The following is a 25,647-nucleotide window of genomic DNA, read 5'->3' on the forward strand; positions in this document are numbered from 1 at the left end:
AAAAGCTAAGCGAGCTCAGCCGTTGTCTCGAACTCAAAGGACAGCTCGCCGTCTTTGAGATCAATGTGCACCACACCGCCATGCTCAGCCAGTTCGCCAAAAAGGATCTCCTCAGCGAGCGGGCGCTTGATCTTGTCCTGAATCAAACGCGCCATCGGCCTAGCACCCATCTGCACATCGTATCCAGCCTCAGCAAGCCAGCCTCGAGCGGCATCGCTGACCTCCAGAGTGACATGCTTGTCCTCCAGCTGCGCTTGCAGCTCAGTAAGGAACTTGTCGACGATGCTCTTGATCACTTCATGACTGAGACGACCAAACTGGATAATCGTATCCAGACGGTTACGGAACTCCGGCGTGAAGCTCTTCTTGATAACCTCCATCGCATCGGTGGAGTGATCTTGATGGGTAAAACCGATCGACGCCCTCGCTGCAATTTCGGCCCCAGCGTTGGTAGTCATGATCAAAATGACATTGCGGAAGTCTGCCTTACGCCCGTTGTTATCGGTTAGCGTTCCGTGATCCATCACCTGCAGAAGCAGGTTGAACACCTCGGGATGAGCCTTCTCGATTTCATCGAGTAACAATACACAGTGCGGCATCTTGGTAATCGCTTCAGTCAGCAATCCACCCTGATCGAATCCGACATATCCAGGTGGAGCACCGATCAGGCGCGAAACCGTGTGCCGCTCCATGTACTCAGACATGTCAAAACGCACCAGCTCAATGCCCATGGCCTTGGCCAGCTGTCTCGCCGCTTCCGTCTTACCTACACCGGTGGGGCCGGCAAACAGGAAGGAGCCAACCGGTTTATCCGGTGATTTGAGTCCGGCGCGGGATAGCTTGATCGCCGTAGCCAACGAATCAATTGCAGGCTCCTGACCAAATACGGTGAGCTTGAGATCGCGCTCCAGATTGCGCAGCAGCTCCTTATCCGAGCTAGTGACATTGCGCGGCGGGATTCGCGCAATTTTCGCGACGATATCTTCAACCTGCGCCACCTCGATACGCTTGGCGCGCTTTTCTAGGGGCTGCAGGCGCTGATATGCACCCGCCTCATCGATGACATCGATGGCCTTGTCCGGCATGTGCCGGTCATTGATATAGCGTGCGGCCAGCTCAGCCGCTGCGCGCAACGCCTCGTCGCTGTACTCGATACTGTGATGTTGCTCGAAACGCGCTTTCAGACCACGCAAGATGCCGATGGTGTCTTCAACCGAAGGCTCTGTGACATCCACCTTTTGGAAGCGTCGCGCCAATGCGCGATCTTTCTCAAAGATGCCGCGGAATTCTTGAAAAGTCGTTGAGCCGATACAGCGTATTTCACCAGAAGAAAGCATCGGCTTAAGCAAGTTGGAGGCATCCATAACGCCTCCGGACGCAGCACCAGCGCCGATAATGGTATGGATTTCATCGATAAATAGGATCGCGTGGGGCCGCTTACGCAGCTCATTAAGTAGAGCTTTGAAGCGTTTCTCGAAGTCGCCGCGATACTTTGTCCCCGCGAGCAGCGCGCCTAGATCCAGCGAATAAACCACGCTTTCGGCCAGCAAATCTGGCACCTGATTATCCACAATGCGCTTCGCTAAGCCCTCGGCAATGGCCGTCTTGCCAACCCCAGCCTCACCCACTAAAAGCGGGTTATTCTTGCGGCGACGCGCCAAAATCTGAGCGACACGCTCGACCTCCAGCTCACGTCCGACCAGTGGATCGATGCGGCCTTGGCGTGCCAAATCATTCAAATTACTGGCATAGGCATCGAGGGGATTTCCAGAAGGAGAAGGTTCCCCCCCCTCATCGTCCTGCATTTCTTGATCATTCAACGAACTATCGCCATGACCAGGCACCTTGGAAATGCCGTGGGCGATGAAATTGACCACATCGATGCGGGCAATGCTTTGCTGCTTCAGTAGAAACACGGCCTGACTTTCCTGCTCGCTGAAAATTGCCACGAGCACATTGGCGCCCGTTACTTCGCGCTTGCCGGAACTTTGCACATGAAACACAGCGCGCTGAAGAACACGCTGAAAGCCCAGTGTCGGCTGAGTTTCACGATCTTCATCATGCTGAGGAATTAATGGCGTGGTCGAATCGATAAATTCCTGCAGATCTCTCCGCAGCTTTTCTAAATTAGCGCCACATGCGCGCAGCACGCTGGCTGCGGCCTCATTATCCAAAAGCGCTAACAGTAGGTGCTCAACCGTCATGAACTCATGACGCTTTGCGCGAGCCTCCTTGAAAGCCAGATTGAGGGTGACTTCGAGCTCTCGGTTTAACATAGCTTCACCTCATACCCAAGCGGCCGGAACTAACCGTCCTTCTCGATCTCACAGAGTAGCGGATGCTGGCACTCTCTCGCGTACTGGTTGACCTGCATAGCCTTGGTTTCAGCGATGTCCCGGGTAAACACTCCGCACACTGCCCTTCCCTCTGTATGGACGGCCAGCATGATCTTGGTTGCCAGCTCCCTGTTCAGGTTGAAAAAAACCTCGAGCACTTCGACCACAAAATCCATAGGTGTGTAGTCATCGTTGAAAAGAACCACCTTGTACATGGGTGGTACCTGCAACTTCGGTTTGGCCTCCTGCACTGCCACACCGAATGAATCACCCTCATGCGGAGCAGGATGATCTTGATTGAATGTTAGTCGAATCTCACTGCTTACACGCATATTGGAATGAAAGGTTCGCCGCTGGAAAATAACGATGCTAGACAGATTTTGATCCATTTCGCAGGTGGCCGCCGTATAGCCTTGACTAACAGCAAAAGGGTGTTACAAACAGAGAATACCCATCTCGGGTATCAGGAGTTCCGCGTCTCATCCCGATCGGTCATTTGCGCGGAATAGGGTGGATGATACTCCAGCTATGGAGTCCTTTGCAGAGGGATATCAGCATGCTTAGCGGTAAGGTCAAGTGGTTCAACAACGCCAAGGGCTATGGATTTATTCTGGCCGACGGACGAGATGAAGACCTGTTCGCCCACTACTCGGCTATCCAAATGGAAGGCTACAAGACGCTTAAAGCTGGCCAACCGGTAAGCTTCGATATCGTTCAGGGCCCTAAAGGTTTGCACGCCATCAATATCAGCGCCGCAACCGTTTCAACAGATGCTCCTGCCGTAGCTCTACATGCCGAGACCACTCCCATCGAGGCTTAGACTAATAGCAGCACATAAAAAAGGCCGGTCACTTGACCGGCCTTTTTCTTAACGCAGATCAGCTTACATATGAGAGATCAGCGCATCACCGAACGCCGAACACGACAGCAGGGTCGCGCCATCCATCAGACGCTCGAAATCATAGGTCACGGTTTTGGCCGAAATAGCGCCATTGGTGCCTTTGATAATCAAGTCAGCAGCTTCTATCCAGCCCATATGGCGCAGCATCATCTCTGCGGAAAGAATCAATGAACCGGGGTTCACCTGATCTTTACCGGCATATTTCGGTGCGGTGCCGTGGGTGGCCTCGAACATAGCCACGGTGTCAGATAGGTTGGCACCTGGAGCGATACCGATACCACCCACTTCCGCCGCCAAGGCGTCGGACAGATAGTCGCCATTCAGGTTCAAAGTAGCGATCACATCGTATTCGGCTGGGCGCAGCAGGATTTGCTGGAGCATGGCGTCAGCAATGGCGTCTTTGACGATCACATTTTTGCCAGTTTTGGGATTCTTGAACTGCATCCAAGGACCACCATCGAGCAAGGTCGCCCCAAACTCTTCCGCGGCAATTTCATAGGCCCACTCTTTGAAGGCACCTTCGGTGAACTTCATGATGTTGCCTTTGTGCACGATCGTCAGCGAGTCGCGGTCGTTATCAACGACATACTGCAGTGCTTTACGCGCCAGTCGCTTGGTGCCTTCCTTAGAAACCGGCTTAACGCCGATACCGCAGTTCTCGTCGAAACGAATTTTGGTAACGCCCATTTCCTCTTGGAGGAACTTGATGACCTTGGTCGCTTCCGGCGAACCGGCTTTCCATTCGATGCCAGCATAAATATCTTCCGAGTTTTCACGGAAAATTGTCATGTCGACGTCGCCAGGCTTCTTGACCGGACTGGGAACACCTTCGAACCAGCGCACAGGGCGCAGACAAACGTATAGGTCGAGCTCTTGACGCAGCGCCACGTTCAGCGAGCGGATACCACCACCAACCGGAGTGGTCAGCGGGCCCTTGATGGAGACCACATAGTCGCGCACAACTTCCAGGGTCTCTTTCGGCAGCCAGGTGTCTTGGTCGTAGACTTGAGTGGCTTTTTCACCTGCATAGACCTCCATCCAGGAAATCTTGCGGGCGCCGCCATATGCCTTGCTTACTGCAGCGTCAACCACCTTGATCATGACGGGGCTGATATCGACACCGATACCATCACCCTCGATGAACGGGATGATTGGATTGTTCGGTACATTCAGGGACAGGTCGGCATTTACAGTGATTTTGTCACCGGCTGCCGGGACCTGGATCTTTTGGTATCCCATGCTGAACTCCACGTTGTGGTTAAAACTTCTTGCAACCTCTGAGGGTAGCCTACTTGCCCCGACTGAAACCACACCTCCGTTAGTTTAAATAAGGTGCACACCTCACCCCCCTAATGCGGTGGTATACTGCGCGCCGTGACTTAATAGTCATCGAGGTCAAGACAGCCTGAAACCAGGCTCCCAACCCTCGCCACGGCCGGGTCCCCACCATGACTTGACCGTACAACACTCTACTGGTGCCACAACCCACCCCCGCGGCAACTCTCGAATTTCAGCTCAACGCTGACATTGAGCGAAAGCGCCTACCCCGCGCATATCGAGATTCTCTGCACGCCCAGCAAAGAAGAGAGTTAATAGTTAATGTCCATCCGCTCGAAAATTACCTATACCTTCACCGACGAAGCTCCCGCGCTTGCTACCTACTCACTTCTCCCTATCGTGAAGGCCTTCGCCGCCTCCGCCGGGATAGACGTCGAAACTCGTGATATCTCTCTAGCCGGGCGCATTCTGGCCAGTTTCTCCGACCAGCTTGACGCTGATAAAGAGGTAGAAGATGACCTTGCTCAGCTAGCAACTCTGGCCACTTCGCCAGACGCCAACATCATCAAGCTACCGAACATCAGCGCTTCCGTGCCGCAGCTCAAAGGTGCAATCGCCGAACTGCAGGCGCTGGGCTACAAGGTCCCGGACTTCCCGGAAGATCCGCAGACCGAACAAGAGAAAGACACCCGCACTCGATACGGCAAAATTCTTGGCAGCGCGGTGAACCCGGTTCTGCGCGAAGGCAACTCTGACCGCCGCGCACCTGCCGCAGTCAAGGCGTTCGCCCGCAAGCATCCGCATTCGATGGGCAAGTGGAGCATGGCGTCGCAGTCGCACGCGGACTACATGCGCGGCGGCGATTTCTTCTCGAGCGAGCAGTCCATCACCATGGGCAAGGCTGGTGACATTCGCATCGAATTCGTCGGTAAAGACGGCCAGGTTGAAGTCAAGAAACAACTGCACCTGGAAGAAGGCGAAGTACTCGACGGCATGTTCATGAGCTGCCGGAAGTTGCGTGAGTTCCTCGAAAGAACGCTGCAGGAATGCAAAGAGACCGGCGTAATGTGGTCGCTGCACGTCAAGGCGACGATGATGAAGGTGTCCCACCCGATCGTCTTCGGCCACGCCGTTAGCGTGTATTACAAAGACGCGTTCGAGAAGTACGGCAAGCTGTTCGAAGAGCTGGGCGTCAACCCGAACAATGGGCTCAGCAGCGTGTATGACAAGATCAAATCTCTGCCAGCTTCGCAGCAGGAAGAGATCCTGAATGACATCCACGCCTGCTACAGCGACCGCCCGGAAATGGCGATGGTCGATTCCGTCAAGGGCATCACCAACCTGCACATCCCGAGCGACGTCATCGTTGACGCTTCGATGCCGGCCATGATCCGCAACTCTGGCCAGATGTGGGGCAAAGACGGCAAGCAGAAAGACACCAAGGCGGTGATGCCGGAAAGCACCTACGCCCGTATCTATCAAGAAATGATCAATTTCTGCAAAACCAACGGCGCGTTCGACCCGACCACCATGGGTACCGTGCCAAACGTCGGCCTGATGGCGCAGAAAGCCGAGGAATACGGGTCCCACGACAAGACCTTCGAAATGCATGCCAATGGCACCATGCGCGCAGTCCTGGCTGACGGCACTGTGCTGATGCAGCACGAGGTTGAAGCCGGTGATATCTGGCGTGCCTGCCAGACTAAAGACGCTCCAATCCGTGACTGGGTCAAGCTGGCCGTTACTCGCGCCCGTCAGTCCAATACCCCGGCCATCTTTTGGCTGGACCCAGAGCGCGCCCATGACCGGCAGCTGCAAAAGAAAGTCGAAACCTACCTGCAGGATTACGACCTGAACGGCCTCGACATCCAGATCATGGGCTACAACGAAGCCATTCGCACGAGCATGGAACGCCAGATCCGCGGCCAGGACACCATCTCGGTGACCGGTAACGTCCTGCGTGACTACCTGACCGACCTGTTCCCCATCATGGAACTGGGCACCTCAGCGAAAATGCTATCTATCGTCCCGCTGATGGCCGGTGGCGGCATGTACGAAACCGGCGCCGGCGGCTCCGCACCGAAACACGTGCAACAGTTGACCGAAGAGAACCACCTGCGCTGGGATTCACTTGGTGAGTTCCTGGCTCTGGCCGTCTCGCTCGAAGAAACCGGCATCAAGACCAGCAACACCAAAGCCAAACTGCTGGGCAAGACCCTGGACGAGGCCACTGGCAAACTGCTGGACAACAACAAGTCCCCATCGCGCAAAACCGGCGAACTGGATAACCGCGGCAGCCACTTCTATCTGGCGCTGTATTGGGCGCAAGCTCTGGCAGCACAGGACGAAGACACCGATCTGAAAGCCCGCTTCCGCCAACTGGCGAGCACCCTGTCCGAACAGGAAGCAACTATCGTTGCCGAACTGAACTCCGCTCAGGGCAAGCCAGTGGACATCGGCGGTTACTACCGCTCGAATCCAGAGCTGACCAACAAGGTCATGCGTCCAAGCGTCACATTCAATGCGGCAATCGACGCGCTGCATTGAAATTAGCGCCAGGCGCTAACCACGCCCGATGAACGGAACCCCGGCCATGCGCCGGGGTTCTTGTTTCCGTCCTGCAAATCAGGCGGAATCCGGAAAAGGCAGCTCTCGCCTGCTGCTATGATTGCCACCTTTTTACTAGGAAGCCCAAGATGCTTTGGCAGCCCCACATCACCGTTGCAACAGTCGTCGAAGATCAAGGGCGGTTTCTGCTCGTAGAGGAAATGGCTGATGGCCGGGCGGTTTTTAACCAGCCGGCCGGCCACTTGGACGCCGCCGAAAGCCTCATTCAGGCCGCGCTTCGCGAAACCCTCGAGGAAACTGGCTGGGATGTCGAACTCACCGCAGTGACCGGCATCTACCTCTATACCGCCCCGAGTAACGGCGTGACTTACCAGCGCATATGCTTCGCCGCTCGCCCCCTGCGCCACCACCCCGACTTGCCGCTAGACGAAGGCATCATCGGCCCGCATTGGCTGACCCGTGACGAACTGGCCGCGCAGCCCGAGCGCTGGCGCAGTGAACTGGTTTTGCGCTGTGTCGATGACTATCTTGCCGGCGAGCGATTCGCGCTGAGCCTGATTCGCCCTTCCGCCTGAAATCGCACCCCTGCAGTGGCTAATGTAGAATCCTCAATCTTTGCCGAGTAAATCTCCCGTACCGCTATGTCCGACCCCATCCGCAGTGCAACCCCACAACGTGTAATCGTCGGCATGTCCGGCGGCGTTGACTCCTCCGTCTCCGCTCTTCTGTTGATGCAGCAGGGGTATCAGGTGGAAGGTCTTTTCATGAAAAATTGGGAGGAGGACGACGGCACCGAATACTGCACGGCGATGGACGATCTGGCGGACGCCCAAGCGGTCTGCGACAAGCTGGGTATCAAGCTGCATACCGCCAACTTCGCCGCAGAATATTGGGACAACGTATTCGAACACTTTCTCGCCGAATACAAAGCGGGTCGCACCCCAAACCCGGATATTCTTTGCAACCGCGAAATCAAGTTCAAAGCGTTTCTCGATTATGCGCTGATGCTCGGCGCCGACCTGATCGCTACCGGTCACTACGTGCGCCGTCGTGACAAGGAAGATCGCACTGAACTGCTCAAGGGTCTCGATCCGAACAAGGATCAAAGCTACTTCCTGCATGCGGTTGGCGGTGACCAAATTGCCAAGACCTTGTTTCCCGTCGGCGAACTGGAGAAGCCAGCGGTACGCGCTATTGCCGAGCAATACGAACTGGCTACCGCCAAAAAGAAGGACTCCACCGGAATCTGCTTCATCGGCGAGCGTCGTTTTAGCGACTTCCTCAAGCAATACCTGCCCGCCCAGCCAGGCAATATCGAGAATACCGAAGGCCAGGTAATCGGTCGTCACAGCGGCCTGATGTATCACACCATCGGCCAACGTCAGGGCCTAGGTATCGGCGGCTTGAAAGATGCTGGTGAAGAGCCCTGGTACGTGTTGCATAAAGATCTTGAGCGCAATGTGCTGACCGTCGGCCAAGGCAATGACCACCCATGGCTGTTTGCGCGAGCCCTCTTGTCCTCGGATATCTATTGGGTCAACCCCATAGATCTTAGCCAGCCGCGCAAACTGACAGCCAAAGTGCGTTATCGCCAAAGCGATCAAGGCTGTACCCTGGAAAGAACCGCCAGCGGTTATCGCGCCATCTTCGATCAACCCCAGCGCGCAGTAACTCCGGGACAATCGGTGGTGTTCTATGACGGCGAGGTTTGTCTCGGTGGCGGCGTAATCGAGATTGCCGTGCCTTGGAACAGCAAGGATGCATGCCAATGACTCCTATGCAGGAGCAGCTCGTTGCATTAGGAGCAGTTTTCGAAGCGGCAGCATTGGTCGATAAAATCGCTCGCACCGGACAGATCAGCGAAACACCTTTGGCATGCATGCTAGGTAGCCTGCTCGTGCGCGATCCAAAGGATACGCTGGAAGTCTATGGTGGCGACGATCTTAACTTGCGCGACGGCTACCGCGCCCTGGCCAGCGCCCTTGAGCGCGAGCCCTCCAGCCTGCAGCGCGAGCCCTTGCGCTATGCGCTGGCCCTGCTTGGGCTGGAGCGCCAACTGAGCAAGCGCGATGACATGCTGCAGGTCATCGGCAGCCGCCTCGACCAGGTCCAGCAGCAGGTGCAGCACTTTGGCCTCACCCATGAAAATGTGGTGGCGAACTGTGCAGCCATTTATCAGGACACCTTGAGCACCTTCCGCCAGCGCATCCAGGTGCAGGGCGACATGCGCAATTTGCAGCAACCCAATAACGCCGCAAAAATCCGCGCCTTGCTGCTTACCGGCATTCGTTCCGCGCGCCTGTGGCGACAGTTGGGCGGCCATCGTTGGCAGCTAGTTTTCAGTCGCCGCAAGATGCTTACCGAGTTGTATCCGCTGCTGCGTGGTTAGCCCTCGGCAATGCGCCACGAAACTACGCTAATCGGCCGACCGAATTTTGGCCGGCTTTTTCATGTATGATACGCGCCCATTTTGTTAGCCGACTGTCCGAGAACGCCTTCCATGCAGCTCTCCTCGCTCACCGCGGTTTCCCCCGTCGACGGCCGTTACGCCGGTAAAACTAGCGCCCTGCGCCCAATCTTCAGCGAGTACGGCCTGATCCGCTTCCGCGTGATGGTCGAAGTACGCTGGCTGCAGCGCCTGGCGGCGCATACGGGAGTGCCGGAAGTCGCACCCTTCTCCGCCGAAGCCAACGCCCTTCTGGACAGCCTGGTTACCGATTTCCAGATCGAGCATGCCCAGCGCGTCAAAGACATCGAGCGCACCACCAATCACGACGTCAAAGCCGTCGAATACCTGCTCAAGGAGCAGGCCGCCAAGTTGCCCGAATTGGCCAAAGTCAGTGAGTTTATTCACTTCGCCTGCACCAGCGAAGACATCAACAACCTGTCGCACGCACTGATGCTACGCGAAGGTCGAGACAACGTGCTGCTGCCGCTGATGAAACAAATCGCCGGCGCCATTCGCGAATTGGCAGTCAATTTTGCCGATGTACCGATGCTCTCGCGCACCCACGGCCAACCAGCCTCCCCAACCAGCCTGGGCAAAGAGCTGGCCAACGTGGTCTACCGCCTGGAGCGGCAGATCAACCAAGTTGCCGGCGTGCCGCTACTGGGCAAGATCAATGGCGCGGTGGGCAACTACAACGCTCACCTGTCGGCCTACCCGCAGATCGATTGGGAAGCCAACGCCCGCGACTTTATCGAAGGCGATCTGGGTCTGCAGTGGAACCCCTACACCACACAGATCGAGCCGCACGACTACATCGCCGAACTGTTCGACGCCGTTGCCCGCTTCAACACCATCCTCATCGACTTTGATCGGGATATTTGGGGCTATATCTCCCTCGGTTACTTCAAGCAGAAGACCGTGGCCGGCGAAATCGGCTCGTCGACCATGCCACACAAAGTCAATCCGATCGATTTCGAGAACTCGGAAGGCAACCTCGGCATTGCCAACGCCCTGCTCCAGCATCTGGCAAGCAAGTTGCCAATTTCGCGCTGGCAGCGTGACCTGACCGACTCCACCGTACTGCGCAATCTCGGTGTTGGCTTTGCTCATAGCGTGATCGCCTACGAATCCAGCCTCAAAGGAATCAGCAAGTTGGAGCTTAATGTTCAACGGATTGCTGAGGATCTTAATGCATGCTGGGAAGTACTGGCCGAGCCAGTGCAAACCGTAATGCGCCGTTACGGCGTCGAGAACGCATACGAAAAGTTAAAAGAATTGACCCGTGGCAAAGGCATCAGCGCCGAAGCCTTGCAGCAGTTCATCGACGGCCTGGAGATTCCCGCCGAGGCGAAGGATCAACTTCGCGCCATGACCCCAGCCAACTACATCGGCAATGCCGCAGCACAAGCCAAGCGCGTCTAATCACAGCTTCTTTTTTGCACGCCCGGCTGTGCCGGGCGTTTTTATTTCAAAGGCTTATTTATGAATCCTGATATTCCTCTTCAACTCTTGGGCGGTTTGACTGCACGGGAATTCTTGCGCGACTACTGGCAGAAAAAACCACTGCTGATTCGCCAGGCCCTACCCGACTATGAAAGCCCTATTTCCGCCGACGAGTTGGCTGGTCTGTCGCTAGAGGAAGAAGTCGAGTCTCGCTTGGTTATTGAGCAAGGCGAACGCCCATGGGAATTGCGCCGCGGCCCCTTCAACGAAGATGACTTCAAGGCATTGCCTGAGCGCGACTGGACACTACTGGTTCAGGCTGTCGATCAATTCGTCCCCGAGGTTGCGGAGTTGCTGCAGAACTTCCGCTTCCTACCAAGCTGGCGCATCGACGACGTGATGATCAGCTTCGCCGCACCGGGAGGCAGCGTCGGGCCCCACTTCGATAACTACGATGTGTTTCTACTGCAAGCACAAGGCCAACGGCGCTGGAAGATCGGCCAAATGTGCGATAGCGACAGCCCGCTGCTGGAGCATGCCGATCTGCGCATTCTGGCTGACTTCGAGCAAACCGATGAATGGGTCTTGGAACCCGGCGACATGCTCTATCTGCCGCCACGCGTTGCCCACTACGGCACTGCCGAGAACGACTGCCTGACCTACTCCGTGGGCTTCCGCGCCCCCAGCGCCGCTGAAGTCTTGACGCACTTCACCGACTTCCTCAGTCAGTTCCTGCCGGAGGAGGAGCGCTACAGTGACGCAGGCATCGCCCCAACCGCAGATCCCCATCAGATTCAACGCGACTCCCTTGATCGTCTCAAGGCACTGTTGACCGAGCACATGGGGGATGAGCGACTGCTACTTACCTGGTTCGGTCAGTTCATGACGGAGCCTCGATACCCGGAGCTGGTAGCCGGTGGCGAGCTCGACGAGGCGGAGTTTTTTGCTGGTCTGAAAGAGGGTGTAGTACTTGTCCGCAACCCAAGCGCACGTCTTGCCTGGTCGGAGGTGGATGACGACTTGCTCCTGTTTGCCAGCGGCCAAAGCCGATTGTTGCCCGGCAACCTGCGCGACTTGCTGAAACTGATCTGCGCCGCCGATGCTCTGCATGCCGAGAATCTCAGCCAATGGCTAGCCGACGCTGACGGGCGTAAGCTGTTGGTGGAGCTTATCAAGCAAGGAAGTTTGGAGTTTGCTGATGAATAACCTGTATGTCCGTGTCGCCGATTGGCAGAAAGATAATGCCGACCTGCGTCGAATTCGCGAGACGGTGTTTATTGCCGAGCAAACCGTGCCTCCAGAGCTCGAGTGGGATGCAGAAGATCTGGACGCTGTGCATTTCCTGGCTATAGATGGCGATTATGCGATCGGAACGGCGCGGCTACTGCTCGATGGCCACATCGGCCGCGTTTCGGTCCTCAAAAATTGGCGCGGCCTGAAAGTCGGTGAAGCATTGGTGAACGCGGTCATTATCGAAGCCGAGCGCCGCGGACTGGTCCGGCAGATGCTCAGTGCTCAAGTTCACGCCACACCGTTCTATGAGCGCCTGGGTTTCTCGGTTGTTAGCGGTGAATTCCTAGACGCCGGTATTCCCCACGTGGATATGGTGCGCCAAACCCGCTGAGGTCGAGATGAACAAAGAAAATGCCCCGCCGCCTGAAGCGGATGCCGAATCAGTAGAACTGCCGGTCATCGAGTTTCAGTCTCCGGGGCGTTTTGCTGTCCATAATCCGCCGAGCCAGCATGCTGAACCGCAACATTGGGAGCCAGCGCCATATTCACTTGGCGTCCATCTACCGCTGGAACGCTTCAGTCAACCCGCCGAAGCTCGCGCTCACGCGTTGGCTCTTCTACAACAGGCACAACGGTCTATATGCATTTACAGCCAGGATCTTGAGCCTTGGCTGTATAACCACAGCAGCGTGCAAGAAGCCTGTACCCGCTTACTGCTCAGCAGCCCCAAAAGCCAAATACGGATTCTCCTGCGCGATATCACTCGTGCGACCAAAGAAGGCCATCGTCTTCTGAATCTCTCGCACCGCTTGCCGAGCAACCTGCAAATTCGCAAAATCAATCCGGATCACCCCAGCGACGCCGCCGCTTTTCTGCTGGCTGATCGCCATGGATTGCTGCTGCGTCCTGAACCAGCGAATCTCGCGGGCTATGCGCTTTATAACGACGCCGGCCGAGTGCGTCAGCGCCAGGCGCAGTTTGATCAAGCCTGGGATCTGAGCATTACTGACCCTGACTTGCGGAGCTTTCTGCTATGAACCTGCGTCTCTGGCTTGCCGCTGTGCTTATGGTTTGTAGCCCACCGCTACTGGCCGCTACCGAGATCATTCCGCTCAATTACCGCACCGCCGATGACGTGATGCCCGTTGTGCAAGCCGTGCTTGGCAATGAGGGCCGTGTCAGTGCGTATGGCAACCAGCTCGTAGTCAATGCATCGCCAGCCAAGATCGATGAGCTTCGCGGGGTTCTCGACCAACTCGACAAACAGCCTCGCCGTCTGCTGATCAGCGTCGATACCGCTGACACCAACTACGCAGATGATCGCGGCTACAACGTGAATGGTTCAGCCAGTGCGGGCAATGTTGAAATTCAATCTGGACGCGGCGAGGTCAACGGCCGCGATCAGGTCAGGGGCATCCGCCGCAGTACTGCCAGTCGTGGCGGTGGCTCCCAGCAAGTGCAGACGACCGAAGGTTATCCCGCGCTTATTCAGGCCGGTCAAAGCGTACCCATCACTACCACCAGCAATGGTCCTTACGGCCAAGCGTATAGCGACACCCAATACCGTGACGTCACTCGCGGCTTCTACGTAACCGCCAGCCTCACGGGTGACGTCGTACATGTCAGCATCAGCACCAATAACGACCGGCTAAGCCAAAACCCATCCGGGGCGATCAATCTGCAAAGTACCGATACCCGGGTGAGCGGACGACTTGGCGAGTGGATGACTATTGGTGGCGTCAACGAAAGTCGACAGGAGAGCCAAAGCGGATTCCTTCAACATTATTCGACGCAAGGAAGCGAGAATATGACTGTGCGCTTAAAAGTCGAGACCTTGGATTAGTCCGCAAATCTGACCAAGCGGTCGCCTCTAAAAAGTTATGTAGTAGCGCTAAAAAAGCACTACAAAACGTTTGACGAACATTTGTTTGAAAGGCATGATGGCCCCGCTCCCGCTAATCAGAGGCTCTGAAAAGAAGCCTCCGAATTGCGCTCTAATCTAACGACTTGAGCCGATTCGTGTTGCACAGCCCACAAGGCGGTTTGACGAGATTGCGACTGGAACGAAGTTGTCCTGAGGGACGGGGAAGCGTTTTAGCGTATCAGCCAGATTGACCTGTTCGGCTATCGAATCGCTTTGCTGCGGTTCTGAATCGGTCATCCAACTGTTCGTCCTCCCCTCCTGCACAGTTTCAACCTCGTCCTGGTCAACACTCATCACACTGCGGTGAGCCGCCCATAACAATGCCTTTAGAGCCCAATTACTGAAATTGGATCGTTTTGAAGGGATTTTGGGGTGGGAAGTCGGTGCTCAACCAAACACATACTTTGAAGGATTGACCATGTCAGCTTATCAAAACGACATCAAGGCCGTTGCCGCGCTGAAAGAAGCCATCGGCAGCAGCTGGAGTGCTATTGACCCTGAGTCCGTGGCCCGCATGCGCGCCCAGAACCGTTTCAAAACCGGTCTGGAAATCGCTCAGTACACTGCCGACATCATGCGCAAAGACATGGCCGAGTACGATGCTGACTCCTCCGTCTACACCCAGTCGCTGGGTTGCTGGCATGGTTTCATCGGTCAGCAGAAGCTGATTTCGATCAAGAAGCACCTGAAGACCACCAACAAGCGCTACCTCTACCTGTCGGGCTGGATGGTTGCTGCTCTGCGTTCGGATTTCGGTCCGCTGCCGGATCAGTCCATGCACGAGAAAACTTCGGTTTCCGGCCTGATCGAAGAACTGTACACCTTCCTGCGCCAGGCTGATGCCCGCGAACTGGACCTGCTGTTCACCGCTCTGGACGCTGCCCGCACTGCTGGCGACAACGCCAAAGCTGCTGACCTGCAGAACCAGATCGACAACTACGAAACCCACGTAGTGCCAATCATCGCCGACATCGACGCTGGTTTCGGTAACCCGGAAGCGACCTACCTGCTGGCCAAGAAGATGATCGAAGCGGGTGCTTGCTGCATCCAGATCGAAAACCAGGTTTCCGACGAGAAGCAGTGCGGCCACCAAGACGGCAAAGTCACCGTGCCGCACGCTGACTTCCTGGCCAAGATCAACGCTGTTCGCTACGCATTCCTCGAGTTGGGCATCGACAACGGCGTGATCGTTGCTCGTACCGACTCCCTGGGTGCTGGCCTGACCAAGCAGATCGCTGTTACCAACCAGCCGGGTGACCTGGGCGACCAGTACAACTCCTTCCTGGATTGCGAAGAAGTCTCCGCTGCCGACCTGAACAACGGCGACGTAGTACTGAACCGCGGTGGCAAGCTGCTGCGTCCTAAGCGTCTGCCGTCCAACCTGTTCCAGTTCCGTGCTGGCACCGGTGAAGCGCGCTGCGTACTGGACAGCATCACCTCGCTGCAGAACGGCGCTGACATGCTGTGGATCGAAACCGAGAAGCCACACGTCGGCCAGATCGCAGAAATGGTTAACGAAATCCGTAAAACCATCCCTAACGCCAAGCTGGTTTACAACAACAGCCCGTCGTTCAACTGGACCCTGAACTTCCGTCAGCAGGTATTCGATGCCTTCGCTGCTGAAGGCAAGGACGTTTCCGCCTACGACCGCACCAAGCTGATGAGCGTCGAGTACGACGAAACTGAGCTGGCTCAAGTCGCCGACGAGAAGATCCGCACCTTCCAACGCGACGGTTCGGCTCAGGCTGGTATCTTCCACCACCTGATCACTCTGCCGACCTACCACACCGCCGCGCTGTCCACCGACAACCTGGCCAAAGGGTACTTCGCAGACCAGGGCATGCTGGCCTACGTGAAAGGCGTTCAGCGTCAGGAGATCCGTCAAGGTATCGCCTGCGTTAAGCACCAGAACATGTCCGGTTCCGACATCGGCGACGCTCACAAAGAGTACTTCGCTGGTGAAGCGGCCCTGAAAGCCGGCGGCAAAGACAACACCATGAACCAGTTCCACTAATCGGAATCGGTTTCACCCAGCCCGGGCCACGACCCCAGACTGAGTGCGCAACCCGAAAGCCCCGGCAGAAATGCCGGGGCTTTTTTGTTGTTCCGTACGTCACCTAGGTAGCCGTCGACGAGCGTCGCCATGTCTAGCAAGCAAACTGATGCGCGTGAAGTAGACGATGAAACAATGTTTCAACCGGCCTAAGCAGGTGCATACTTGGCCGCTAAGTTAATTTTTTATAAGGAAAAATTTACTTAACCCGGCAGACACGCATAAAATTAGCCGAATCGATTGCTGGCTAAGCATTTGCGCCAGCTACAAGTTTTGTATGTATCGCCGCCCCTTGCTCAAGGAACTCCGGCATGAATGCTGAGACCGTCGTTACCATGTCCCACAACTGGGGCTTTGCCATTTTTTTGCTCGGGGTCGTTGGCCTGTGCGCTTTCATGCTCGGCGTATCCAGCCTGCTGGGCAGCAAAGCCTGGGGCCGGAGCAAGAACGAACCCTTCGAATCCGGAATGCTGCCTACCGGTAGCGCCCGTCTGCGCCTATCCGCAAAATTCTATTTGGTCGCGATGCTATTCGTGATTTTCGACGTTGAAGCCCTCTTTCTCTTCGCCTGGTCGGTTTCTGTCCGTGAAAGCGGCTGGGCCGGCTTCGTTGAAGCTACAGTTTTTATAGCAATTCTGTTGGCAGGTCTTGTCTACCTTTGGCGCATCGGGGCGCTCGATTGGGCTCCCGAAGGTCGTCGCAAGCGGCAGGCGAAGCTAAAACAATGAGGCTTTGGCGATGCAATACAAACTCACCAGGATCGACCCGGATGCTCCTAACGAGCAGTATCCGATCGGCGAGCGGGAGACCGTAGCCGATCCGCTCGAGGGTCAAGTCCATCGCAACATTTACATGGGCAAACTGCAGGACGTGCTGACCGGTGCGGTCAACTGGGGTCGCAAGAACTCCCTGTGGCCGTATAACTTCGGCCTGTCCTGCTGCTACGTGGAAATGACCACTGCTTTCACAGCACCCCATGACATTGCCCGCTTCGGTGCCGAAGTAATTCGTGCATCTCCGCGCCAGGCCGACTTCATGGTCATTGCAGGCACCTGCTTCATCAAGATGGCGCCAGTCATCCAGCGCCTCTATGAGCAGATGCTCGAGCCTAAGTGGGTAATTTCCATGGGGGCATGTGCCAACTCAGGCGGTATGTACGATATTTACTCGGTCGTTCAGGGGGTCGACAAATTCCTCCCCGTGGACGTTTACGTGCCCGGCTGTCCTCCGCGCCCCGAGGCGTTCCTGCAGGCGCTTATGCTGTTGCAGGAATCAATCGGCCAAGAGCGGCGCCCACTTTCCTGGGTCGTCGGCGATCAAGGCGTGTATCGCGCCGACATGCCGTCGCAACGGGAACAGCGCCGTGAACAGCGTATCCAGGTGACCAACCTGCGCAGCCCCGACGAAGTGTGATCCTGGCCTTTCTCAAGAAAGCCGCCTCACCCTTATACGTTGACTGAAAGCGACCGAGACCATGACTGCAGACACCGCTCTGTACATCCCGCCTTACAAGGCAGACGACCAAGATGTCGTCGTTGAACTGAACTCCCGCTTTGGCGCTGAGACCTTTACCGTCCAGTCCACCCGTACCGGCATGCCGGTGCTCTGGGTTGCCCGCGAAAAAATTATCGAGGTGCTGACCTTCCTGCGTCAGCTCCCCAAACCGTACGTAATGCTTTACGACCTGCATGGCGTCGACGAGCGCTTGCGCACCAAGCGCTTCGGCCTGCCTGGCGCCGACTTCAGCGTGTTCTACCATCTGATGTCGATCGAGCGGAACAGCGACGTGATGCTCAAGGTCGCGCTGTCCGAGGGCGACCTCAATCTGCCGACCGCCACCAAAATCTGGCCGAACGCCAACTGGTACGAGCGCGAAGTCTGGGACATGTTCGGCATCACCTTCGCCGGCCACCCGCATCTGTCGCGGATCATGATGCCGCCAACCTGGGAAGGTCACCCGCTGCGCAAGGACTACCCGGCGCGCGCCACCGAATTCGATCCATTCAGCCTGTCCGTCGCCAAACAGAACCTGGAAGAAGAAGCTGCGCGCTTCAAGCCAGAGGACTGGGGTATGAAGCGGCATGGCGAGAATGAGGACTACATGTTCCTCAATCTCGGCCCCAACCACCCGTCCGCTCACGGCGCCTTCCGCATCATCCTGCAGCTGGATGGCGAAGAAATCGTCGATTGCGTGCCGGAAGTCGGCTACCACCACCGTGGCGCCGAGAAGATGGCCGAGCGTCAATCCTGGCATAGCTTCATTCCCTATACCGACCGCATCGACTACCTCGGCGGGGTCATGAACAACCTGCCCTATGTACTCTCGGTCGAGAAACTGGCGGGCATCAAGGTGCCGGAAAAGGTCGACGTCATCCGCATCATGATGGCCGAGTTCTTCCGCATCACCAGCCACCTGCTGTTCCTGGGTACTTATATCCAGGACGTCGGTGCGATGACCCCGGTGTTCTTCACATTCACCGACCGCCAGCGCGCCTACACGGTGATCGAAGCTATCACCGGTTTCCGCCTGCATCCGGCCTGGTACCGCATCGGTGGCGTCGCCCACGATCTGCCGCGCGGCTGGGAGAAACTGGTCAAGGACTTCGTCGAATGGCTGCCCAAGCGCCTCGATGAATACGAAAAGGCCGCGTTGAAGAACAGCATTCTCAAAGGCCGTACCATCGGCGTCGCCCAGTACAACACCAAAGAAGCGTTGGAATGGGGCGTCACCGGCGCCGGCCTACGCTCCACCGGTCTGGACTTCGACCTGCGCAAAGCCCGCCCGTACTCCGGCTATGAAAATTTCGAGTTCGAAGTGCCGCTCGCCGTCAACGGCGATGCCTACGACCGCTGCATTGTCCGTGTCGAGGAAATGCGTCAGAGCGTTCGGATCATCGAGCAATGCCTGAAAAATATGCCGGAAGGCCCGTACAAGGCGGACCACCCGCTGACAACGCCGCCGCCGAAAGAACGCACGTTGCAACACATCGAAACCTTGATTACTCACTTCCTGCAGGTTTCCTGGGGCCCGGTCATGCCGGCCAATGAAGCCTTCCAGATGATTGAAGCGACCAAGGGCATCAACAGTTACTACCTGACGAGCGACGGCGGCACCATGAGCTACCGCACCCGGATTCGCACCCCCAGCTTCCCGCATCTGCAGCAGATTCCTTCGGTAATCCGCGGCAGCATGGTGGCTGACCTGATCGCGTATCTGGGCAGTATCGATTTCGTTATGGCCGACGTGGACCGCTAAGCATGAGCACGTTAATCCAGACCGACCGTTTTACCCTCAGCGACAGCGAGCGCTCGGCCATCGAGCATGAGATGCATCACTACGAAGACTCGCGCGCCGCGTCCATCGAAGCGCTGAAGATCGTGCAGAAAGAGCGCGGCTGGGTGCCCGATGGCGCCATTCCGGCCATTGGCGAGCTACTCGGCATCCCGGCCAGCGACGTCGAGGGCGTAGCAACCTTCTATAGCCAGATCTTCCGCCAGCCAGTGGGCCGTCACATCATTCGCGTGTGCGACAGCATGGTCTGTTACATCGGCGGTCATGAATCGGTGGTCGATGCGATCCAGCAACAGCTGGGTATCGGCCTCGGCCAAACCACCGCCGACGACCGTTTCACCCTGCTGCCGGTTTGCTGCCTGGGCAATTGCGACAAGGCCCCGGCACTGATGATCGACGACGATACCTTCGGTAATATCGAGCCGAGCGGCGTCGCCAGTCTGCTGGAGGCCTACCCATGAAATTGACCTCCTTCGGCCCTGCCAACCTGATCGCCCGCAGCCCGGAAACCCATCCGCTGACCTGGCGTCTGCGTGACGATGGCGCTCCCGTCTGGCTCGACGAATACCAGGCCAAAGACGGCTACAGCGCCGCGCGCAAGGCCCTGGCACAGATGGCCACCGACGATATCGTTCAGGTCGTCAAAGACTCCGGCCTCAAAGGCCGTGGCGGCGCCGGCTTCCCCACTGGGGTAAAGTGGGGCCTGATGCCTAAAGATGAGTCCCTGAACATCCGCTACCTGCTGTGCAACGCGGATGAGATGGAACCGAACACCTGGAAAGACCGCATGCTGATGGAGCAGCTGCCGCATCTGCTGATCGAAGGCATGCTGATCAGCGCGCGCGCGCTGAAAGCCTATCGCGGCTACATCTTCCTGCGCGGCGAATATGTTGACGCGGCGCGCAATCTGAACCGCGCTGTCGAAGAAGCCAAGGCTGCCGGTCTGCTTGGCAAGAACATCCTCGGCAGTGGCTTCGACTTCGAGCTGTTCGTCCACGCCGGCGCCGGCCGCTACATCTGCGGCGAAGAAACCGCGTTGATCAACTCGCTGGAAGGCCGTCGCGCCAACCCGCGTTCCAAGCCGCCCTTCCCCGCCGCCGTCGGCGTCTGGGGCAAGCCGACTTGCGTCAACAACGTTGAAACGCTGTGCAACGTGCCGGCCATCGTCGGCAACGGTGTCGACTGGTACAAGACCCTGGCGCGCCCGGGCAGCGAAGACATGGGCACCAAGCTCATGGGCTTCTCCGGCAAGGTGAAGAACCCCGGCGTCTGGGAATTGCCGTTCGGTACCCCGGCCCGTGAGCTGTTCGAGGACTACGCCGGCGGCATGCGCGACGGCTACAAGTTGAAGTGCTGGCAACCCGGCGGTGCCGGTACCGGCTTCCTGCTGCCTGAGCATCTCGATGCGCCGATGTTCGCTGCCGGCATCGCCAAAGTCGGCACCCGGATGGGTACGGGCCTGGCCATGGCGGTCGACGAAAGCGTCAACATGGTCTCTCTGCTGCGCAACATGGAAGAGTTCTTCGCCCGCGAATCCTGCGGTTTCTGCACACCTTGTCGTGACGGCTTGCCATGGAGCGTGAAAATGCTCCGCGCGCTGGAACGTGGTGAAGGTCGCGCCGAGGACATCGAGACCTTGTTGCAACTGGTCAACTTCCTCGGCCCAGGCAAAACCTTCTGTGCCCATGCCCCGGGCGCCGTAGAACCGCTGGGTAGCGCAATCAAGTATTTCCGACCGGAGTTCGAGGCTGGCGTTGCCCGCCAGAGCGTACCGGCAGCACCGGCACTAAAAATCGGCGCATAAAAAATATTCGCAGCTTGGCGGCCACACCCGGCCCCGACTGCTCCGTGATTCTATTAGCCAAGCCCGTCACAAGCGGGGCAACGAAGAAACCTGAACCATGGCCACTATCCACGTAGACGGCAAAGCGCTCGAAGTCGACGGGGCGGACAACCTGTTACAGGCCTGTCTCTCCCTCGGCCTCGACATCCCGTACTTCTGCTGGCACCCGGCGCTCGGTAGCGTCGGCGCCTGCCGCCAATGCGCGGTCAAGCAGTACACCGACGAAAACGACAAACGCGGTCGCCTGGTCATGTCCTGCATGACCCCCGCCACCGACAACAGCTGGATCTCCATCGACGACGAAGAGGCCAAGGCCTTCCGCGCCAGCGTCGTCGAATGGCTGATGACCAACCACCCGCACGACTGCCCGGTGTGCGAAGAAGGCGGCCACTGCCACCTGCAAGACATGACGGTGATGACCGGCCACAACGAGCGCCGTTATCGCTTCAGCAAACGCACCCACCAGAATCAGCAGCTCGGCCCGTTCATTTCCCACGAAATGAACCGCTGCATCGCCTGCTACCGCTGCGTGCGCTTCTACAAGGATTACGCCGGCGGCACCGACCTCGGTGTGTTCGGCGCCCATGACAACGTGTACTTCGGGCGCGTTGAAGACGGTGTGCTGGAAAGCGAATTCTCCGGCAACCTCACCGAGGTTTGCCCGACCGGTGTATTCACCGACAAAACCCACTCCGAGCGCTACAACCGCAAGTGGGACATGCAGTTCGCCCCGAGCATCTGCCATGGCTGCTCGAGCGGCTGCAACATCAGTCCCGGCGAGCGTTACGGTGAGATCCGGCGCATCGAGAACCGCTACAACGGCTCGGTCAACCACTACTTCCTCTGCGACCGTGGCCGCTTCGGCTATGGCTATGTCAATCGCGAGGATCGCCCACGCCAGCCGCGCTTTGGTGCGCAGAAATTGGGGCTGGACGAAGCACTGGACAAAGCCGCCGAGCTACTCAAAGGCAAACGCGTGATCGGCATTGGCTCGCCGCGCGCCAGTCTGGAAAGCAACTTCGCCCTGCGCGAACTGGTCGGCGCGGACAACTTCTACACCGGCATCACCGCCGCCGAGCTGGATAACCTGCGGCTGGTGTTGCAGGTCCTGCAAAATAGTCCGCTACCGATTCCGTCGATGCGCGAAATCGAAGAGCACGACGCCGTGTTCGTTCTGGGCGAGGACCTGACCCAGACTGCTGCACGTATCGCCCTGGCCCTGCGCCAGACTGTGAAAGGCAAAGGCGAAGAGATGGCCGCGGCGATGAAAATCCAACCGTGGCTGGATGCCGCGGTGAAGACCATTGCTCAGCACGAGTTGAATCCGCTGTTCATTGCCAGCCTGACCGATACCAAACTCGACGACGTCGCCGCCGAATGCGTCCATGCCGCGCCGGATGATCTGGCCCGTATCGGCTTTGCCGTCGCCCATGCCATCGACCCGAGCGCTCCGGCGGTTGCCGGTCTGGACACCGAAGCCGGCGAACTGGCGCAGCGCATCGCCGATGCCCTGCTGGCCGCCAAACGTCCACTGGTGATATCCGGCACCTCGCTGGGTAACCCGGCGCTGATTGAGGCCGCAGCGAACATTGCCAAGGCCCTTAAAGCACGCGACAAAAAGGGTTCGATCAGCCTGGTCGTACCCGAGGCCAACAGCCTCGGCGTCACCCTGCTGGGCGGCGAGTCCGTGGACGCGGCACTGAATGCCCTGATCTCCCAACAAGCCGATGCCGTCGTGGTGCTGGAAAACGACCTGTACCGCCGTGCCGATGCGGCAACCGTCGACGCCGCACTGAATGCCGCCAAGGTAGTCATCGTTGCCGATCACCAGCAGACCGCTACCGTCGAGCGCGCCGATCTGGTCCTGCCCGCGGCCAGCTTCGCCGAAGGTGACGGCACCCTGGTCAGCCAGGAAGGCCGTGCCCAACGCTTCTTCCAGGTCTATGAGCCGTCCTACTACGACGCCAAAATTCTGGTTCGCGAAGGCTGGCGCTGGCTGCACGCGCTGCACAGCACGCTGCAGGAGAAGACCGTCGACTGGACCCTGCTCGATCAAGTCACCGCTGCGGTGGCCGCCAGCGATGAAAAGCTCAGCACCATCGTCAACGCCGCACCTTCGGCAGCCTTCCGCATCAAGGGTATGAAGCTGGCCCGCGAGCCGCTACGTTACAGCGGTCGGACTGCCATGCGCGCCAATATCAGCGTGCACGAGCCACGCCAGCCGCAGGACAAGGACAGCGCTTTTGCCTTCTCCATGGAAGGCTACTCCGGCTCTGCTGAACCGCGTCAGCAGATTCCCTTTGCCTGGTCGCCGGGTTGGAACTCACCGCAAGCCTGGAACAAATTCCAGGACGAAGTGGGTGGTCACCTGCGCGCCGGCGACCCTGGCGTGCGCCTGATCGAAACCCACGGCGACAACCTGCAATGGTTCAGCACGGTTCCGGCCCCGTTCAACCCGGCTGCTGGCAGCTGGCAAGTCGCGCCGGTGCACCACCTGTTCGGCAGCGAAGAGAACTCCTCGCGTGCTGCGCCGGTGCAGGAGCGCATTCCGCAAGCCTATGTGGCTTTGGCGAAGTCCGAGGCTGACCGTCTGGGCGTCAACGATGGCGCACTGCTCAGTCTGAATATCGGCGAACAAACTCTGCGTCTGCCACTGCGTATCGATGAGCAGCTGGCCGCCGGCGTGGTTGCCCTGCCGGTTGGTCTGCCGGGCATTCCTTCGGTCCTCGCCGGGCGAGCGGCGAGCAATCTGCAGGAGGCCGCGCAATGAGCTGGCTGACTCCAGAACTAGTCGATGTCATCGTCGCCGTCCTAAAGTCGATCGTGATTTTGCTCGCCGTAGTGATCTGCGGCGCCCTGCTCAGCTGGGTTGAGCGCCGCCTGCTGGCGCTCTGGCAAGACCGCTACGGCCCGAACCGGGTTGGCCCATTCGGCGCCTTCCAGATCGCCGCTGACATGATCAAGATGTTCTTCAAGGAAGACTGGACGCCGCCGTTCGCCGACAAACCGATCTTCACCTTGGCGCCAGTGGTAGCGATGAGCGCCATGCTGATCGCCTTCGCGATCATCCCGATTACCCCAACCTGGGGTGTCGCGGACCTGAACATCGGCCTGCTGTTCTTCTTCGCAATGGCGGGTCTGTCGGTATACGCGGTGATGTTTGCCGGTTGGTCGAGCAACAACAAGTTCGCCCTACTCGGCGCATTACGTGCCTCGGCACAGACGGTGTCCTATGAAGTGTTCATGGGCCTCTCGTTGATGGGCGTGGTGGCACAGGTTGGCTCCTTCAACATGCGCGACATCGTCGATTACCAGGCGCAGAACCTGTGGTTCATCATTCCGCAGTTCTTTGGCTTCTGTACCTTCTTTATCGCCGGCGTTGCGGTGACTCACCGTCACCCGTTCGACCAGCCAGAAGCGGAGCAGGAATTGGCCGATGGCTACCACATCGAATATGCCGGGATGAAATGGGGCATGTTCTTCGTCGGCGAATACATCGGCATCGTGTTTATCTCGGCGCTGTTGGCGACGCTGTTCTTCGGCGGCTGGCACGGCCCGTTTGGCATCCTGCCGCAGATTCCGTTCATCTGGTTCGCCCTGAAAACCGGCTTCTTCATCATGTTGTTCATTCTGCTGCGCGCCTCTATCCCGCGCCCGCGCTATGACCAAGTAATGAGTTTCAGCTGGAAGTTCTGCTTGCCGCTGACTCTGCTCAACCTGCTGGTGACCGGCGCACTCGTGCTGGCCGCGGCCCAGTAAGGACAATGACCATGATCAAAGAAATTTTGCACATCGTGCATGGCACCTACACCCAGCTACGCAGCCTGGTGATGGTTTTTGGCCACGCCTTTCGCAAGCGCGACACCCTGCAATATCCAGAAGAGCCGGTGTACCTGCCGCCGCGCTACCGTGGCCGGATCGTCCTGACCCGCGACCCCGACGGCGAAGAGCGCTGCGTGGCCTGCAACCTCTGCGCAGTGGCCTGCCCGGTTGGCTGCATTTCCCTGCAAAAGGCCGAGACCGAGGACGGTCGCTGGTATCCGGAATTTTTCCGTATCAACTTCTCGCGCTGCATCTTCTGCGGCTTGTGCGAGGAAGCCTGTCCGACCACCGCGATCCAGCTGACTCCGGATTTCGAAATGGCCGAGTTCAAGCGCCAGGACCTGGTGTATGAGAAGGAAGATCTGCTGATTTCCGGCCCGGGCAAGAATCCGGATTACAACTTCTATCGCGTTGCCGGTATGGCCATCGCCGGTAAGCCGAAAGGCGCCGCGCAGAATGAAGCCGAGCCGATCAACGTGAAAAGCCTGCTGCCTTAAGGACGAAT

General features: G+C 57.9%; 22 protein-coding genes. 19 read left to right on the forward strand and 3 right to left on the reverse strand.

The window, feature by feature from the left end; translation table 11 throughout:
- Positions 1-5: 5 nt before the first annotated feature.
- Together clpA and clpS are read right to left on the reverse strand one after the other, a co-directional pair.
- Entirely contained in the window at positions 6-2,276 is a 2,271-nt protein-coding gene (clpA, locus tag NVV93_RS10495) for an ATP-dependent Clp protease ATP-binding subunit ClpA (protein ID WP_258250612.1), read from the reverse strand.
- Between the two features lie 29 nt (positions 2,277-2,305).
- Entirely contained in the window at positions 2,306-2,668 is a 363-nt protein-coding gene (gene clpS, locus NVV93_RS10500; RefSeq protein WP_258254333.1) for an ATP-dependent Clp protease adapter ClpS, read from the reverse strand.
- A gap of 224 nt (positions 2,669-2,892) precedes the next feature.
- Here clpS and cspD point away from each other — a divergent pair, with 224 nt between their 5' ends.
- The gene (gene cspD / locus NVV93_RS10505; protein ID WP_258250613.1) at positions 2,893-3,156 is read left to right on the forward strand and encodes a cold shock domain-containing protein CspD; all 264 of its coding nucleotides are present in this window, start codon (positions 2,893-2,895) and stop codon (positions 3,154-3,156) included.
- Positions 3,157-3,219: 63 nt separating this feature from the next.
- Here the strand turns inward: cspD and icd are convergent, their stop codons facing one another.
- A complete protein-coding gene (gene icd / locus NVV93_RS10510; RefSeq protein WP_258250614.1) occupies positions 3,220-4,476 on the reverse strand; it encodes an NADP-dependent isocitrate dehydrogenase in 1,257 nt (418 codons plus the stop codon).
- Between the two features lie 360 nt (positions 4,477-4,836).
- Between icd and NVV93_RS10515 the strand changes: the two genes are divergently transcribed.
- The 18 genes from NVV93_RS10515 (at position 4,837) to nuoI (ending at position 25,639) form a co-directional block, all read left to right on the forward strand.
- Positions 4,837-7,062 carry an NADP-dependent isocitrate dehydrogenase gene (locus NVV93_RS10515; RefSeq protein ID WP_258250615.1) on the forward strand — a complete coding sequence of 742 codons (2,226 nt, stop codon included), beginning with the start codon at positions 4,837-4,839 and terminating at the stop codon, positions 7,060-7,062.
- Between the two features lie 149 nt (positions 7,063-7,211).
- Complete coding sequence (locus tag NVV93_RS10520; protein WP_258250616.1) at positions 7,212-7,658, forward strand: NUDIX hydrolase; 447 nt, start codon at positions 7,212-7,214, stop codon at positions 7,656-7,658.
- A 66-nt stretch (positions 7,659-7,724) separates the two neighbouring features.
- Entirely contained in the window at positions 7,725-8,855 is a 1,131-nt protein-coding gene (gene mnmA / locus NVV93_RS10525) for a tRNA 2-thiouridine(34) synthase MnmA (RefSeq protein WP_258250617.1), read from the forward strand.
- Complete coding sequence (gene hflD, locus NVV93_RS10530; RefSeq protein WP_258254334.1) at positions 8,852-9,472, forward strand: high frequency lysogenization protein HflD; 621 nt, start codon at positions 8,852-8,854, stop codon at positions 9,470-9,472. Before mnmA ends, hflD begins: the two co-directional genes overlap by 4 nt.
- Positions 9,473-9,583: 111 nt before the next feature.
- Positions 9,584-10,954, forward strand: a complete 1,371-nt coding sequence (gene purB / locus NVV93_RS10535; RefSeq protein ID WP_258250618.1) for an adenylosuccinate lyase — start codon at positions 9,584-9,586, stop codon at positions 10,952-10,954.
- A 60-nt stretch (positions 10,955-11,014) separates the two neighbouring features.
- Entirely contained in the window at positions 11,015-12,181 is a 1,167-nt protein-coding gene (locus NVV93_RS10540; RefSeq protein WP_258250619.1) for a cupin domain-containing protein, read from the forward strand.
- Positions 12,174-12,599: a GNAT family N-acetyltransferase gene (locus tag NVV93_RS10545; RefSeq protein ID WP_258250620.1), complete on the forward strand. Its 426-nt coding sequence runs from the start codon at positions 12,174-12,176 to the stop codon at positions 12,597-12,599. Before NVV93_RS10540 ends, NVV93_RS10545 begins: the two co-directional genes overlap by 8 nt.
- Before the next feature lie 7 nt (positions 12,600-12,606).
- Entirely contained in the window at positions 12,607-13,245 is a 639-nt protein-coding gene (locus tag NVV93_RS10550) for a histone acetyltransferase HPA2 (protein ID WP_258250621.1), read from the forward strand.
- A complete protein-coding gene (locus NVV93_RS10555) occupies positions 13,242-14,051 on the forward strand; it encodes a secretin N-terminal domain-containing protein (RefSeq protein ID WP_375162877.1) in 810 nt (269 codons plus the stop codon). Before NVV93_RS10550 ends, NVV93_RS10555 begins: the two co-directional genes overlap by 4 nt.
- 499 nt (positions 14,052-14,550) lie before the next feature.
- Positions 14,551-16,146 (forward strand): isocitrate lyase, encoded by a 1,596-nt coding sequence (locus NVV93_RS10560; protein ID WP_258250622.1) that lies wholly within the window; start codon positions 14,551-14,553, stop codon positions 16,144-16,146.
- 374 nt (positions 16,147-16,520) lie between these two features.
- A complete protein-coding gene (locus tag NVV93_RS10565) occupies positions 16,521-16,913 on the forward strand; it encodes an NADH-quinone oxidoreductase subunit A (RefSeq protein ID WP_309137395.1) in 393 nt (130 codons plus the stop codon).
- Positions 16,914-16,923: 10 nt separating this feature from the next.
- Entirely contained in the window at positions 16,924-17,598 is a 675-nt protein-coding gene (locus NVV93_RS10570; RefSeq protein ID WP_258250624.1) for an NADH-quinone oxidoreductase subunit B family protein, read from the forward strand.
- A gap of 61 nt (positions 17,599-17,659) precedes the next feature.
- Positions 17,660-19,441 carry an NADH-quinone oxidoreductase subunit C/D gene (nuoC, locus tag NVV93_RS10575; protein ID WP_258250625.1) on the forward strand — a complete coding sequence of 594 codons (1,782 nt, stop codon included), beginning with the start codon at positions 17,660-17,662 and terminating at the stop codon, positions 19,439-19,441.
- Positions 19,442-19,443: 2 nt separating this feature from the next.
- The gene (gene nuoE / locus NVV93_RS10580; RefSeq protein ID WP_258250627.1) at positions 19,444-19,938 is read left to right on the forward strand and encodes an NADH-quinone oxidoreductase subunit NuoE; all 495 of its coding nucleotides are present in this window, start codon (positions 19,444-19,446) and stop codon (positions 19,936-19,938) included.
- On the forward strand, positions 19,935-21,281 hold the full coding sequence (nuoF, locus tag NVV93_RS10585) for an NADH-quinone oxidoreductase subunit NuoF (protein WP_258250628.1): 1,347 nt from the start codon (positions 19,935-19,937) through the stop codon (positions 21,279-21,281). Before nuoE ends, nuoF begins: the two co-directional genes overlap by 4 nt.
- A 97-nt stretch (positions 21,282-21,378) precedes the next feature.
- The gene (nuoG, locus tag NVV93_RS10590; protein WP_258250629.1) at positions 21,379-24,090 is read left to right on the forward strand and encodes an NADH-quinone oxidoreductase subunit NuoG; all 2,712 of its coding nucleotides are present in this window, start codon (positions 21,379-21,381) and stop codon (positions 24,088-24,090) included.
- Positions 24,087-25,079 carry an NADH-quinone oxidoreductase subunit NuoH gene (nuoH, locus tag NVV93_RS10595; RefSeq protein WP_258250630.1) on the forward strand — a complete coding sequence of 331 codons (993 nt, stop codon included), beginning with the start codon at positions 24,087-24,089 and terminating at the stop codon, positions 25,077-25,079. The genes nuoG and nuoH overlap by 4 nt, the downstream gene beginning before the upstream one ends.
- A gap of 11 nt (positions 25,080-25,090) precedes the next feature.
- Entirely contained in the window at positions 25,091-25,639 is a 549-nt protein-coding gene (gene nuoI / locus NVV93_RS10600; RefSeq protein WP_375162878.1) for an NADH-quinone oxidoreductase subunit NuoI, read from the forward strand.
- Positions 25,640-25,647 lie beyond the last annotated feature (8 nt).

Source organism: Pseudomonas sp. LS44 (assembly GCF_024730785.1).
Lineage (GTDB): Bacteria > Pseudomonadota > Gammaproteobacteria > Pseudomonadales > Pseudomonadaceae > Aquipseudomonas.